General features: G+C 67.7%; 13 protein-coding genes and 1 pseudogene. 6 read left to right on the plus strand and 8 right to left on the minus strand.

Translation table 11 applies throughout. The annotated features are described in order from the left end of the window. Positions 1-8: 8 nt before the first annotated feature. On the minus strand, positions 9-830 hold the full coding sequence (locus JOE69_RS15945; RefSeq protein WP_309800387.1) for a hypothetical protein: 822 nt from the start codon (positions 828-830) through the stop codon (positions 9-11). Positions 831-1,055: 225 nt separating this feature from the next. On the opposite strand from JOE69_RS15945, the gene JOE69_RS17905 reads away from it, so the two are divergent. Together JOE69_RS17905 and JOE69_RS15960 are read left to right on the plus strand one after the other, a co-directional pair. Continuing rightward, a complete protein-coding gene (locus tag JOE69_RS17905; RefSeq protein ID WP_425545986.1) occupies positions 1,056-2,450 on the plus strand; it encodes a helix-turn-helix domain-containing protein in 1,395 nt (464 codons plus the stop codon). Between the two features lie 158 nt (positions 2,451-2,608). Then, the gene (locus tag JOE69_RS15960) at positions 2,609-4,195 is read left to right on the plus strand and encodes a site-specific integrase (protein ID WP_309800391.1); all 1,587 of its coding nucleotides are present in this window, start codon (positions 2,609-2,611) and stop codon (positions 4,193-4,195) included. A 7-nt stretch (positions 4,196-4,202) separates the two neighbouring features. Here JOE69_RS15960 and JOE69_RS15965 read toward each other — a convergent pair. Then, positions 4,203-4,292: pseudogene (locus JOE69_RS15965) on the minus strand (transcriptional regulator); the annotation flags it as partial. A 53-nt stretch (positions 4,293-4,345) separates the two neighbouring features. Between JOE69_RS15965 and JOE69_RS15970 the strand changes: the two are divergent. After that, positions 4,346-5,350, plus strand: coding sequence for an arsenic resistance protein (locus JOE69_RS15970; protein WP_309800393.1), 1,005 nt, complete (start codon positions 4,346-4,348; stop codon positions 5,348-5,350). Positions 5,351-5,470: 120 nt separating this feature from the next. Here the strand turns inward: JOE69_RS15970 and JOE69_RS15975 are convergent, their stop codons facing one another. Both JOE69_RS15975 and JOE69_RS15980 read right to left on the minus strand, forming a co-directional pair. After that, positions 5,471-5,977 carry a GNAT family N-acetyltransferase gene (locus JOE69_RS15975; protein ID WP_309800395.1) on the minus strand — a complete coding sequence of 169 codons (507 nt, stop codon included), beginning with the start codon at positions 5,975-5,977 and terminating at the stop codon, positions 5,471-5,473. Then, positions 5,974-6,324: an ArsR/SmtB family transcription factor gene (locus JOE69_RS15980; RefSeq protein WP_309800397.1), complete on the minus strand. Its 351-nt coding sequence runs from the start codon at positions 6,322-6,324 to the stop codon at positions 5,974-5,976. The genes JOE69_RS15975 and JOE69_RS15980 overlap by 4 nt, the downstream gene beginning before the upstream one ends. 84 nt (positions 6,325-6,408) lie before the next feature. Between JOE69_RS15980 and JOE69_RS15985 the strand changes: the two genes are divergently transcribed. Beyond that, positions 6,409-7,734, plus strand: coding sequence for an NAD(P)-binding domain-containing protein (locus tag JOE69_RS15985; RefSeq protein WP_309800400.1), 1,326 nt, complete (start codon positions 6,409-6,411; stop codon positions 7,732-7,734). Here JOE69_RS15985 and JOE69_RS15990 read toward each other — a convergent pair. After that, on the minus strand, positions 7,731-8,390 hold the full coding sequence (locus tag JOE69_RS15990; RefSeq protein WP_309800402.1) for an arsenate reductase ArsC: 660 nt from the start codon (positions 8,388-8,390) through the stop codon (positions 7,731-7,733). The genes JOE69_RS15985 and JOE69_RS15990 overlap by 4 nt on opposite strands. Before the next feature lie 5 nt (positions 8,391-8,395). Continuing rightward, entirely contained in the window at positions 8,396-9,073 is a 678-nt protein-coding gene (locus JOE69_RS15995) for an arsenate reductase/protein-tyrosine-phosphatase family protein (RefSeq protein ID WP_309800403.1), read from the minus strand. A 37-nt stretch (positions 9,074-9,110) separates the two neighbouring features. Here JOE69_RS15995 and JOE69_RS16000 point away from each other — a divergent pair, with 37 nt between their 5' ends. Together JOE69_RS16000 and JOE69_RS16005 are read left to right on the plus strand one after the other, a co-directional pair. Further along, a complete protein-coding gene (locus JOE69_RS16000; protein WP_309800404.1) occupies positions 9,111-9,815 on the plus strand; it encodes an aquaporin in 705 nt (234 codons plus the stop codon). After that, entirely contained in the window at positions 9,812-11,200 is a 1,389-nt protein-coding gene (locus JOE69_RS16005; RefSeq protein WP_309800406.1) for an FAD-dependent oxidoreductase, read from the plus strand. Before JOE69_RS16000 ends, JOE69_RS16005 begins: the two co-directional genes overlap by 4 nt. Positions 11,201-11,264: 64 nt before the next feature. On the opposite strand, the gene JOE69_RS16010 is transcribed toward JOE69_RS16005, so the two are convergent. Both JOE69_RS16010 and JOE69_RS16015 read right to left on the minus strand, forming a co-directional pair. Then, on the minus strand, positions 11,265-12,773 hold the full coding sequence (locus JOE69_RS16010; RefSeq protein ID WP_309800408.1) for a VirB4 family type IV secretion system protein: 1,509 nt from the start codon (positions 12,771-12,773) through the stop codon (positions 11,265-11,267). 17 nt (positions 12,774-12,790) lie between these two features. Next, a complete protein-coding gene (locus tag JOE69_RS16015; RefSeq protein WP_374709752.1) occupies positions 12,791-14,254 on the minus strand; it encodes an SCO6880 family protein in 1,464 nt (487 codons plus the stop codon). Between the last annotated feature and the right edge of the window lie 7 nt (positions 14,255-14,261).

Below are 14,261 nucleotides of genomic sequence, written 5' to 3' on the forward strand. Positions count from 1 at the left end.
CTGCGTTTTCAGAGGTGCGGCGGTTCCAGGGGGCCGCGGGACGGCGGGTTCTGCTTGAGCGTTTCGGAGCGGACGGCGATGTCGCGCGTTCGACGCGCCCACGCTGCCGCCTTGGTCAACAGGACCGCCACGTCGTCGGATTGGACTTCGCCGCGTGCGCTGACCCGCCACGGATTCGTGCCTTCCGTGTTCGGGAGGTGGCGTTCGGCGCGCCAGGCCCAGGAGGTGGGGAGCCGGTCGGGGTCTGACCAGTCGGTGCCGGTGTACTGCTCTTCGATGGTGAAGCGTGAGCGCGTGTTGCCGGATGGGTAGAGCACGAAGTGGCCGCCGCCGAAGGTTAAGGGGTCCTCGTAGGCCAAGGTGACGTGGGTGTTGTTGTTGCGTTGGATGCGCTCAAGACCATCGGTGAGGACGTTCATGTTCTGGGTCAGTCGTCGTTCTTCGGCGTCGTACTCGGCGGTCGCCAGGCTGTAGGCGGTAATGCCGATTCGTAGTGATTGCTCGATCCGGGCGAGTAATTGCGCGGCTTCGTTCTCAGGAAGCCCGAGGGTCGGTGCGGCGGCGACCGTGTCGCTGATGTCGAGTGGACGGCCGCTGAGGGGACCGGTGCGCAGCCTGTGGCCGAGGTCGTTGACGTCGACTGCGACCATGACAACGCGGTCGTCGTCGGTGAACAGCCCCACCTCGGCGACGCCCGGGGCGAACCAGAGTTGCGCGAAGGGCAGGTTCGCGAGAGCCGGGTCGCTGTCGACATCGGCTTCGAAAGCGCTCCTCGCACGGTGGTCGGCGATCCGATCCCGAGCTGTTTCTATCGACTCATCGTCAGGCATCAGAGAGCCGTCCGGACTCCGGATACGTGAGGGTGGGTGAATTTGTCTCAACTGCCGCAAGTTCGTGCATGCGTTTCACGCTCTGAGTTCTTCATATCTATGAGGTGCGCGGCTCTCCCACTAACTCTTGATTCGCGGAAAAAGTTCACGATTCGTGAAAGAACCGGCGTATTATTGATGCATGTGCGGTGTTTGTGAACTGGCGAGGTCATGAGACTCGCTGCGGTGCGAAGCATCGGGAGCGCTCGCGGGCTCCGTGATGAGCAGGACGCGGCGGATTTCGAGCAGGAGATCGTCGATCAGTACGCGCTGGCGATGGCGGCCGCGGGGCTGACCGACGCGCATATCCTCGCGGCGCGCGCGACGGTGTTCGAGTTCCGGCAGAGCCTGACAGCACCGTTGTGGACTGCCGGACCGGATGACGCTGACCGGTTCCTCTCGGGGCTTCGCCGTGCGGGCAGGGCGGTGAGTACGAGGGCTGGAAAGGCGGGCGCGCTGGCTCAGTTCTACGACTTCGCGATCACCCGGTACCAGGCTGATGTGCACGCGTTGACGGGGTTCGTGCTGGAGCAGCCGATCGACGAGTTCAACCGGCAGTCGGGCAACTCGCTGGGCAGGGTTCGCGTGCCACCGTCGGATGCTGAGGTGGAGGTGCTGTTCGCGGGCTGGCGGAGCTCGCTGTCGAGCGCGAGGAAGTTCCTGCCCGCAGCTCGCGACTACTTCGCCGCATCGCTCTGGCGCAGGCTGGGGTTGCGGATCATCGAGTCCGCGAGGCTCGACATCCGTGACTGGCGTGCGGACCTGGGTGAGTTCGGGAAGCTGCATGTCCGGTTCGGGAAGGGCTCACGTGGTCGCGGCGCGAAACCGCGGCTCGTTCCGGCGATCAACGGCACGGACCGGTTGATCGATTGGTGGCTCGCTGAGGTGCGCCACCTGTTCGGCCCGGACTGGGAAGACCCGGACGCGCCGATGATCCCTTCGGAGCGGTTCGACGCTGAGCTGGGCCGCTGCCAGCGGGCCAGCGATGACGTGCTGCGGCAGGGCCTGAAAGCCCAGACCGCAGTGTTCCTGCCAGCATGGGTGGGGCGGATGACCCCGCACGTTCTGCGGCACTACTGCGCGTCGTCGCTCTACGGGCGGGCATGGATCTCAAGGCGATCCAGGAGGTCCTCGGCCACGAGTGGCTCTCCACCACGACCCGGTACATTCACGTCTCCAGCGACCACGTCGAACAGGCATGGGTCAACGCGAACCGGCGTCTGGAGACCCGATTCGGAGGGAGGGTGTGAACCCATGAAATGGAACCTGCGGATGGCTGCCGCCGAGCGCGGCATCTGGAAGTCCTCGGAGTTGCGGCGGATGCTCGCCGATGCCGGGCTGGAGATCAGTGTCGGCAAGATGTCGAAGCTGTGGACGACGACTCCGACCACGCTCCGTCTGGACGATCTCGACGTGATCTGTGCGGTGTTGGACTGCACGCCCGGTGATTTGCTGGCCGCGGACTTGGCTGCGGCTGCGGCACGCAAACCCCCGGCCGAGATCGAGCAGCAGACCAGTAACGGGTCGCCTTCGATCGTGCGGCCCCGGTTCAACGGGAAACGGCCAGAACCACCGCTATGAGCCCCGCGCCCGGTCCCACTGCGAGGCTGCGTCCACCGGAGAAATGCACCGGCTGCGGCGTCGCCCGAGTGGCCTGGGTGCGGCCCCGCGTCGACTACTGCTACGCCTGCCTCCCCGGCGGACCGTTTACCCCACCACCGTGCTCACGATGCGGATCGATGGCGTACTTCAGTCAAGGACTCTGCGAGCGATGCCATCCCGGCAGCCCCGAATACCTGGGCGCCTGCAAAGACTGCCTCGCCTGGGGCGTCTACCGCCGCCACAACTGGCGATGCTGGCAATGCCGTTGGTGGCAAGGTCACTACCCGGTCGGAGACTGCGCCTGGTGCGGCCGCCACGTCCCGATCGGCGAGATGGGAGCCTGCCGTCTCTGCCTCGAATCCGCCCGCCGCATCACCCCGCCCGGCGTCGCCCCGAACCTCGACGATGTGCTCACCGTCGGTCAGCAGCTGTTCTTCGCGAACCTCCCCGCACCCCGCAAGCCGAAGCATCCCAAGCAGCTCCTGCGCGCCTCCCGCATCGTCCTCGACGCCAAAGCCGCCGCAGCTGCGACCGCCGCCTACGAACAGTCCGCGTTGTTCGATATCGATCCCGACCCCGAGGTGCTGCGGCGTTTAGCGACCGAACAGGCCCGCGACTGGACCTACCGCACCGACACGATCGTGTTCGAGCACGCCGAACGCTTCGGCTGGTCGAAACGCCAAACGAACCAGGTCCGCCGCTCGTTGAAGATGCTCCAGTTCCTGAACCCCGACGCGAACACGATCAGAGCCAGCGAGGTCCTCCGCCTGCGCCGTCACGATGCGGACGCGAACGTTGTCTCCACCCTCGATGTCCTCGACGCCGCAGGCATCCTCATCGATGATCGGGTTCCGACCATCGACCGCTACTTTGACGGGAAGTTCGAGGGCCTCCCGGTCACGATGCGCACCCAGCTCGAGCTCTGGTTCGACATCATGATCCACGGCAGCAGCAGTCCACCCAGACGCAAACCCCGCGACCCCGCCACCGTGAAGATTCAGATCCTCGGCATCGCTCCGATCATCACCGACTGGGCTGCGGCCGGGCACGACTCTCTCGCCGAGATCAGCACGGACATGATCCTCGACGCCCTCCCCGCCGAGCGAGGGAAACGACACTGGGCAGAACGCGGATTCCGCACCCTGTTCAGCATCCTCAAGGGCCGCAAGCTCATCTTTGCCGACCCGACCCGCGGCATCCCTCTCACCGACTCCGGTGAGAGCATCCCGCTCCCGATCGACACTGACACGATCCTCGCCGTCCTGAACCACCCCGACCCGGCCATCGCCCTCGCGACCTCGATCGTCGCGTTCCACGGCCTCACCAGCGGCCAAGTCCGCGACATCCAACTCACCGATATCGTCGACGGCCGACTCTCCCTTGCCGACGGGCGGGAGATTCCGCTCGCCGAGCCCGTCCGGGCCCGCCTGGCCGTCTGGCTCGACCACCGAACCACGACCTGGCCGTCCACCCTCAACCCGCACCTCTTCGTCAGTCTGCTCACCGCAGGACGCCTCAGCCCGCCGGGGCACCAGTTCCCCTGGCAGAAGGCCGGGATCTCGGCCCAAGCGCTCCGCAACGACCGCATCATCCAAGAGATCCAAGCCAGCGGTGGCGACGTCCGCCGCATCGCTGACCTCTTCGGCATCGGCGTCAACGCAGCCACCCGTTACCTCCGCGTCCTTGACCCAGACCTCAGCAAGGGGCTCGACGGGGAGGGTTGAAGGTGCTCAGCGACAGGAGAATGCGGGAGTGGCTGGGGTCGGCCACTGCCCGGCCGAGCCGGTTCATCTCGTCCACCCGCGAAGCACGAATCAGCATTTACTGACCACACAGCCGTCAGTGACCTCTTGGGTGCCTGCGAGACTGGAATCATGCGAGCAGGCGTCGAGTGGATGGAGCGGCACCAGGTTCCCCTCTACCTGGCCGCGCTCGTTCTCGGCGCTGCTGTGGGTCTGCTGGCTCCCGCCATCAGCCACCCGGCGGAGTTGGCGATCAACCCGGTGCTCGGGTTGCTGCTCTACGCCACTTTCCTCGGCGTGCCGTTCGCCAGGATCGGGCAGGCGTTCCGCGACTGGCGCTTCCTCGCCACGATCCTCGTCGTCAACTTCGTCCTCGTGCCCGCGGTGGTGTTCCTGCTGTCGCGGATCGTCGCGCACGATCGGGTACTGCTGGTCGGGGTGCTGTTCGTGCTGCTGACCCCGTGCGTGGACTACGTGATCGTATTCACCGGCATCGCAGGCGGTGCCAAAGACCGCCTGCTCGCTGCCGCCCCGATCCTGATGCTCGGCCAGATGCTCCTGCTGCCGCTCTACCTGCTGTTGTTCGTCGGTCCCGAGTTTGTCGAGGCGGTTGACCTCGCCCCGTTCGTCGAGGCGTTCCTGCTGCTTATCGTCCTGCCGCTTGTCGCGGCCGGCCTCACGCAGCTCGATGCCGTCCGCACCCGTTGGGGAGTGGTTGTGCAGGAGGTCGTGCTGGGCGCGATGGTGCCTTTGATGATGCTCACCCTCGCCGTCGTCGTCGCCTCCCAGATCACCGGCGTCGGACAACAGTTCGGTGCGCTGCTGCTTGCGATTCCCGTCTATGTCCTGTTCGCCGTGGTCATGGTTCCCATCGGCGCGGTGGCCGGGAAGGTCGCCCGGTTGGACGTGTCGGCGCGCAGGGCGATCGTGTTCAGCGGCGCGACCCGCAACTCCCTGGTCGTCCTCCCGCTCGTTCTCGCCCTGCCCGCCGCGTTCGACCTTGCCCCGCTCGTCGTCGTGACGCAGACCCTCGTCGAGCTGATCGTGATGGTCGTCTTCGTCCGCCTCATCCCGCGGCTCCTCCCGACCCGCCTAGAGCACCCCGCCGCCGCACACCCGCAGTCACGACTGCCCTGAAACGGCCCGTCGGTCAGTCGTCTTCCGGATCACGCAATCGGTCCGGGACGATTCCTGAACTGCGGGGCCCAGCGACTGGCATCGACCGCTACGGTACCGATGGTGCATCGGGGTTCGGGGTCAGCTCGGGCGGCGTCGCTCGATGAGGATGGTGTCGCGCCAGGTGCCGGCGAGTGGGCCGTAGTCCATCAGGGCGATGCGTTCTCGGATGCCGACGGTGCGGAATCCGCGGCGTTCGTGCAGGCGCAGGCTTGCGGTGTTCTCCGGAAAGATCGAGGACTGGATCGTCCAGATCCCTCCCACGTCGGCGGCTCGGATAAACGCATCCAGTAGGACACCGCCGACACCACGGCCGTGCGCGCGGTCGGCAATGTAGATGGAGTGCTCGACGACCCCGCGATACACGGGGCGCGCCGACACGGCGGACGCGGCTGCCCATCCCACGACGGCACCGTCCGCATCGGTCGCCACCAAGCGGAGACCCGGGGCTTTTCCGGCGTCGAAAGCGTCCCAGGTGGGTGGTTCGGTTTCGAAGGTGGCGTGTCCGGTGGCGATGCCTTCGCGGTAGATGCGCTCGACCGCTGGCCAGTCCGCCGGTTCGAGCGGGCGGATGTCGACTGCGGTCATTGCGGCAGGAGGGTCCGGGCGGCGTTCTCGAGGGCGCCGTCGATGACGCGGAAGTAGGCCCACTTGCCGCGTTGCTCGCGGGTGGCGAGTCCCGCTTCGACGAGCTGCTTCATGTGATGCGAGACCGTCGGCTGGGACAGCCCTACCGGATCGGTGAGATCGCAGATGCACATCTCTCCGGTCTCGCTGCCGCCGATCAGCGACAGGAGCTTGACCCGGGTGGGGTCGCCGAGGGCCTTGAACACGCGGGCGATCCGCTCCGGCTGCTCGGACTCGAGCGCGCCGCCGGCAACGGTGCCGCAGCAGGCGGAGTCGTCCTGGGTGAGGAGCGGGAGGGCGGTGGTCATGGTGCCCATTCTGCCATTCGTATTGACATCTGTCGATGTATCGAGGATTCTCGATGTATTGATGTTAGTCGATGTGAGGAGTTGATGGTGGGTCTTCCTGTTGTGGTGATCGGTGCCGGGCCGCAGGGGCTTGCCGCCGCGGCGCATCTGCTGGAGCGCGGTCTTGAGCCGCTGGTGCTGGAGCAGGGCGCGACTGCGGCTGCCGCGGTGTCGGAGTGGGGGCATGTGCGACTGTTCTCCGAATGGCCCGAGCTGGTCGATACTGCAGCCGTCCGTCTGCTCGAACCATCGGGGTGGCAGACGCCCAAGCGCGGGTATCCCACGGGCAGCGAGTGGGTCTCCGGCTACCTCGCCCCGCTCGCGTCTGCTCTCGGTGATCGTGTCCGCAATGGCGCGAGGGTCACGGGTGTCGGACGGAAGGGGCGGGATCTGCTGGTGGATGCCGGGCGGGCCGAGCAGCCCTTCGTCGTTCACGTCGAGGATGGAGACGGCCGGGAGTCGCGGATCGAGGCGCAGGCGGTCATCGACGCGTCCGGTACCTGGTCGACGCCGAATCCGGCCGGCGCGGACGGGCTGCCCGCGCTCGGCGAGACGGCCGCCGCCGGCTTCCTTGTGTATAGGATTCCGTCGTTCGCTGGCGCTGAGCAGTATGCGGGCCGACACGCGGTCGTCGTCGGCAACGGCCACTCCGCGGCGACGGCGATCACCGAGCTGGCCCGGATCGCCCGTCAGCATCCGGACACGCAGGTCACTTGGGTGCTGCGCCGCGGGACCGTCGGTGCAACGTTCGGTGGAGGCGAGTCGGATGAGCTTCCGGAGCGTGGCGCGCTCGGCCAGCGCGCTCGCACTGCGGTCGAGCAGGGTCTCGTAAGCCTGGTGACCGGGTTCCGTACTGAGCGGATCGACACCACGCCGCAGGGCGCGGTGCTGATCGCCGAGGACGGCCGAGAGCTCGAGCCTGCGGACCGGGTGGTGGTGCTGACCGGGTTCCGGCCGGACCTGTCGATCCTGTCCGAGGTGCGGTTGGAGCTGGATGCCCGGTTGCAGGCGCCGGTGCGGATCGCGGCGGACATCGACCCGAACATCCACTCCTGCGGGTCAGTGCGCGCCACCGGCGCCACCGATCTCGTCCAGCCGGAGCCTGGCTTGTTCATCGTCGGGGCGAAGTCCTACGGAAGAGCCCCGACGTTCCTCGCGCTGACCGGGTACGAGCAGGTCCGCAGCGTCGTCGCGGAGCTCGCCGGTGACCACGAGGCCGCGAACCGTATCGAGCTGGTGCTGCCGGACACGGGCGTGTGCGGCGGGGTCGGCCTGTTCGACGACCCAACTGGGGCGAAGGGCGGAGCCTGCTGCGCGCCCGCACCCCAGCTGATCCAGCTCGGCCGCACCCCGGCCGGTTCTGCGGTTTAGGTTCTCGCGGGGACGCCGAGTTCGGCGAGCAGGTTCAGCACACGGGTCTCGATCTCGTCCCGCACCGGGCGCACGCCTTCCGGGGTCCATCCGGCGGGGTCGGGCAGGGTCCATTCCTCGTAGCGTTTGCCGGGGAAGACCGGGCAGGCGTCACCGCAGCCCATCGTGATCACCACATCCGCAGCGCGCACGACCTCGTCGGTCCACGGCTTGGGGTACTCGCCGGCGATGTCGATGCCGCGCTCAGCCATGACCTCGACGGCGACCGGGCTGACCTCGTGGCCCGGTTCGGAGCCGCCGGACCAGCCAACCGCGTGCTCCCCCGCGTGATGCTGGAAGAACCCGAGGGCCATCTGCGAACGGCCAGCGTTGTGAACGCACAAGAACAGCACCGTCGGCTTCCCATCGACGTGGAGCCCGTCGACCTTGGCGAGGGCGCGCAGCCGCTGCCGCGCGAACTTCTCCGTCAGCAGCGGCAGGTAGTTCGGCACGGTCGCCCGGGCGGCGAGGTCGGCGTAGGAGGCGTGCAGGAAGCGGTCGATCGTCTCACGCCCGAAGGCGCCGTCGAACTCCCGCGTCAACCGCTCGGCTCCCGAGGCCAGCGCCGCCTCCTGGTCGATGGTGATCGTGGCGTGCGGTTCGTGCTGTGGTGACATCGTCGTCATCCCTTCGTCGTGGTCAGCATCGGGGCGAGGCTCTGGATGCGCGCAGCGATCTCCTCGAAGGCCGCATCGAACGCCGCTTCGGACCCGTCGCGCACGGGGTCGGGTACCGACCAATGCACCCGGCCCGCCCCGGCGAGTTCTTCGTGGGCGGTGTCGCAGACCGTCACCACGAAATCGTCCGCCTCGGCCACCTCATCCAGTGCGCGCGGTCGGGCGGCACGGAGGGTGAGACCGTGCCGGTTCGCGGCGGCGATCGCACCGGGCTCGATCGCCGCCGCGGGGTGGGTGCCGGCCGAGGCTGCCGGGACGTCGCTGGCGTCATGCCACAGGGCGGCGGCGAGCTGGGAGCGGGCGGAGTTGCCGGTGCAGACGAACACCACCCGCCGCACCCCGAGCGCCGGGGACGGGGTTAGCCCCGAGAACGCATCGGGGGCGAGGTGCAGGTAGGTGCGGCGCCGGTCGGCCTCCGACCGGGTCCGCACGATCAGGCCCGCGTGCTCGAGCTGGTTCACGTGGTGCGCGAGCAGGCTGGAGGAGATCCCGAGCTCGCTCTGCAGCTCGACTGGGGCGACATCGCCCAGGGTTAGCAGGTCCATGATCCGCAGTCGCACCGGGTCGGCCAGCGCCGCATACCGCGCTACTCGGCGCGTCAAGTCAGTTCGCTCAATGTTCATTACCTCAATAGTGACTGAGCAATGTATCGTCGTCAAGGTGAACCACGAATCGAGCCCAAGATCGACCTCCTCGCCGCTGTGGCGGCGCGCGGTCGCCGAGTTCCTCGGCACCGGTCTGTTGGTGTCGATCGTGGTCGGCTCCGGCATCGCCGCTCAGCGCCTATCGCCGGGCGATGTCGGGCTGCAGTTGCTGGAGAACTCGCTGGCGACCGCGCTCGGTCTGGCCGTGCTCATCCTGATCTTCCAGCCCGTCAGCGGCGCGCACTTCAATCCGGTTGTCACCCTCGCCGACCGGCTTCTGGGCACCCGTCACCGGCCGGCCGAGATCACCGCGTACCTCGTCGCGCAAATCGCCGGAGGGATCGGTGGCGCGGTCCTGGCGAACCTGATGTTCGATACGCCGACGACGATCGCCACGACGGATCGGCTCTCGGCCGGGCATCTGCTTGGCGAGGTTGTCGCGACCGCGGGCCTCGTGCTGCTGATCTTCGCCTTGGCTCGCACCGGCCGTAGCGTGCTGGTTGCCCCGGCGGTCGGCGCGTATATCGGTGCCGCGTACTGGTTCACCTCGTCCACGTCGTTCGCGAACCCCGCGGTGACGGTCGGCCGGGTCTTCACCGACACCTTCGCCGGCATCGCCCCGACCGCCGCCGTGTGGTTCGTCGCCGCACAGCTCCTCGGCGTCGCTGTGGGCGCCGGACTTGTTCTCCTGCTCTTCCCGAATCGAAAGGCCCACCAATGACCCACCTGATCGCCATCGGCGGCTCCGACGCCGGCATCTCCGCAGCCCTCCGCGCCCGCGAACTCGACCCCAGCACCGACGTGACCGTCGTGGTCGCGGACGAGTACCCGAACTTCTCCATCTGCGGCATCCCCTACTACTTCACCGGCGAAGTTCAGCCGTGGCAGTCGCTCGCGCACCGCACCGCGGCGGACCTGGAAGCGACCGGGATGAGCCTGCGCCTGAACACTTTCGCCACGGGCATCGATGTCGCAGGACAGCGCCTCACAGTCCGCACCCCTGACGGCCGCACCGAGGACATCGGCTACGACGAGCTGATCGTCGGAACCGGTGCCCTCCCGTCCCACGCTGGCATCGCTGGCCTCGACCAGCTCGCTCCTGCAGATGGCGTCCATGTCATCCACTCGATGGGCGACACCTTCGCCCTCGACCACGACCTCACCGACCGCCAGCCCGCCTCGGCGATCATCGTCGGCGCCGGCTACGTCGGTCTGGAGATGGCCGAAGCCTTCATCACCCGCGGGATGACGGTCACCCAGCTCCAACGCGGCCCAGAAGTGCTCTCCACTCTTGACCCCGAACTCGGCGCCCTCGTCCACGTCGAGCTCACGACTCATGGTGTCGAGGTCGTCACCGGCACGACCGTCACCGGGATCGAGAAGACCCCGGCCGGGCTCGCCGTCACCGGCACTCGCGACGGTCAGCCGTTCACGCAGACCACGGACCTCGCCCTCGTCGTCGTCGGTGTCCGGCCGAACACCGAACTGCTCGAACTGGCCGGGGCACGCCTCGGCGCGGGGCGCGCGGTCGTCGTCGACGAGCACATGCGCACCGGGCTCCCGCACGTCTGGGCCGCCGGCGACGGCATCATCACCCACCACCGCCTCCTCGGCCAGACCTACCTGCCCTTGGGCACCACGAGCCACAAGCAGGGCCGCATCGCCGGGGAGAACGCGCTCGGCGGCAACCGTGCCTTCGCGGGCTCTGTCGGCACTCAGGTCGTGAAGGTGTTCGACCTCGTCGCCGCCCGCACCGGCCTCCATGACCACGAAGCCGTCGCTGCCGGATACACGCCCGCAACGGTCGATGCGGCGGCCGACGATCACAAGCGGTACTACCCTGGCGCGCACCCTATCCACTTCCGCATCACCGGCGACACGAACGACGGCCGGCTCCTCGGAGCGCAGCTCGTCGGCAGGCGCGGCACCGAGGTCGCCAAACGCGTCGACACCTACGCCACCGCCCTCTACGCCGGACTCACCATCGAGCAGATCACCGAACTCGACCTCTCCTACACCCCGCCGCTGGGCTCCCCGTGGGACGCCGTCCAGGTCGCGACCCAGGCGTGGGACGCGCAGCACCGCCTCGCCGCGACCCCCGTTTGACCCGCACGAACTCACGGGTCCAGATATGCTGAAACGGCACCTGGACACGTGAGTTCCCACCATTTCAGGGTTCACGAATCGTGAACTCACGGGGGTTGTTGCTCATGCGAGCGGTGGTGTCGAAGATGCGCAGTTCGTCTGGGTGGAGTTGGTGTTGGACGACGAAGGAGCGGTCTTTGATGCGCCAGAGCCCTTGTCCGGTGCCGAGGTTCGGTAGCAGTGCTTGTTCCGTGCCGGTCAGTCCCAGGGCTTCTGCTGTGATGCCGAGCTGGTCGGATTCCTGTCGGTAGACGATGCGGGTTTCGGCGTTGGCGAGTAGTGAGGAGGCGAGGGCTCGCATGGCGGAGCCTTGGTCGCCGACGTTGTCGAGGTCGGATAGTTTGTGGAAGATGAGCATGTTGCTGATGCCGTAGTGCCGGGAGAGACGCCATTGTGCGTCCATCCGTCGTAGCAGGGCGGGGTGGGACATGAGCCGCCAGGCCTCGTCGTAGATGACCCACCGCTGTCCGCCGTTGGGGTCGAGGAGGGCTGATTCCATCCACGCGGAGGAGCACGTCATGAGCACGGAGATGAGGGCGGAGTTCTCGGCGACGCGGGAGAGGTCGAGGGAGATCATTGGTAGTGACGGGTCGAACTTCACGGTGCTGGGTCCGTCGAAGAGTCCCATGAGGTCGCCGGCGACGAGGCGGCGCAGGGCGTGGCCGACGAGGCGTCCGTCGTCGGCGAGCCGGTCGTCCTCGCCGCGGTCGGGGTTCAGTATTCGGTCGACGATCATGGGCAGGATGGGTACGTCGGCGGTGCGGATGGTGGCGGTGAGGGCCAGGTCGATTGCGGTGTGTTCCAGTGGGGAGAGGGGCCGGTCGAGGACAGTTTCGGCGAGGGCTCCGACGAGGTCGCGGCGGCGGGAGGCGACCTGGGCCGCCCACTCGGCTTCGGAGAGTCCGGCGATGCGGTGGCCTTCGTCGAGCGGGTTGAGGCGGGTGCGCAGCCCATGCCCGAGGATGATGGCTTTCCCGCCGACGGCTTCGGCGACGGCGGTGTGTTCGCCTTTCGGGTCTGCGGCGACGTAGACGCGCCGTCCGAACGGGATGCTCCTGGTGTAGAGGGATTTTGCGAGAGAGGATTTGCCGGCGCCGACGATGCCGGCGAGCACCACATTGGGGGCGGTGATGATGCCGTGTTGGTAGAGCACCCAGGGGTCGTAGACGAACGATCCGCCGGAGTAGAGGTCTTGGCCGACGAACACTCCTTCGGAGCCGAGGCCTGCTTCGGCGAGGAAGGGGTAACCGCCGCCGAGGGTGGCGGAGGTGTCCTGGTGTCGGGGAAGGTGCAGGCGTCGCGGGGTGCGCAGCATCCGCGGCCCAGGCTCGCCCGAGGCTGGCAGGTAGGTGGTTTGACGGGCTTCGGCGCGCTCGGCAGTGAGACGTGCGTCGGTCTGGGCTTTGCGTTCGGCTGCGGCGTCCGTGTGGATGCGGGCTGCCGCTTTTCGTCGTGCGTTGCGGCTGGCTCGGCTCTCCCCGGTCGGGGCGATGAGGACGGAAGCGTGCAGGGTTTTCTTCTCACGGTCGGGCATCACGAGGTTCCTGTCGTTCAGATGGTTCGGGCCAGCGGCAGCGCGGCGACGGTGAACGCCTGGGCTTGCTGTCCGACGAGGCGGCGCGTCTCCAGCGAGGCTTGGATCGCGGCCTGCTCGATCGCTGAGACGGCAGCCTCGAGCTCGTCGGTGGTGGGGGCGCTGACGGAGACCAGGCCGGTGTAGCGGAGGACGCCGTGCCCGGAGGTGAGGTCGGCTTCCTGCTGGAGCACGTCCTGGTATTCGGCGGACTGCTGGGCGTCTTCGATTTGTCCGATTCGCTGCCGTTGGGCCGCGTCGCTCACGTATTCGGTCTTCTTGCGGCGAATGTCGCGGGCGGCCTGGTCGGATCGGATCGGGGTGCACACCAGCGAGAAAGCCCGCCGAATCCCCGTGGACAGCAGCACAGGGGCGAGGAAGCCAGGGAACACGAGCGCCCTGGGCCATTCGGAGATCCAGAGGACGGCGTGGTGTGCGCTGTCGGTGCGCAGCCTATCCCAGCTCTCGTCGACCGCGACGGGGCCGGCGGTGGCGAGTTCGATGCCGAGTTCACCGAGCCGGTCGAGGCTGTTGGCGACGCCTGGATCGTAGGCGGACCGTAGGGCGACGGCGAGGTCGGTCGGGGTGAACCAGGCACCGGGTTTCAGGTCGGCAGTGCGCAACGCCGTGACGAGGGTGGTCATCTCCTGGCGTAGGAGTGCGGCGCCCCCGCGGAGACCGCCGCCGGCGGTGCGAATCTGCCGGGCAGCGGCCTTCATGTCCAGGGCTAGGGACAGAGTCGTTGCGTGTCGTTCCCCGGCAGGGCCGGCGCGGTCGATCAGCTCACCGTAGGTGCGGGCGGCCCAGGAGCCGTCGTCTGTTCCGTGCTCGGCCCACCATTGCGCCAGTCCGGCTCCGGAATCCGGCAGGGTGCGCTCCAAGACTTGGAGTCGGGCGATCCGTCCGGATCGACACATCGTCGCCAGCACACGGCCCCATCCTGTGACGCGGCGCTCTTGCTGCAGCGGGTCCAGTAACACGAATGCCGGATGGGTTACCGGGAGGATCACGGTCAGAGTTTGCGCGTGCGGGTCGTGGACCATCACGGCGCCCGTTTCCGGGTCCAGGTATTCCCGCAAGGCGGCGGCGTCGCCGGGAAGCGCGAGAGTTCCGGCGGGGCGTGGTTTGACGACGCGACGCCGGTACATGGTCTGCCCGCCCAGCAGCCGCAGCAGCCAGTGGAGCACGACCGGCACCCACTCGACAGCCTTTCGCCCGCCAACCGGGAACCACGTCAACGCGGCCGCCGACGCCCACGCTGGGGCGGTGTAGATCAGGAGTTGGCCATCACCCGCATAGAGGGCGAGAACGAAGGTGATGATGCCCATGGCGAGAGCAATGAGTTGCGCTAGGGACAGGCCGAGGATGATGCCCCGGCGGGTAAGTCGGCTGAACTTCACCGGGCTCAACTCCCAGCTAGTTTCTGAATGGCTGGACACGATCCCTTTA

The sequence above is a fragment of the Arthrobacter russicus genome, from assembly GCF_031454135.1.
Taxonomy (GTDB): Bacteria; Actinomycetota; Actinomycetes; order Actinomycetales; family Micrococcaceae; genus Renibacterium; species Renibacterium russicum.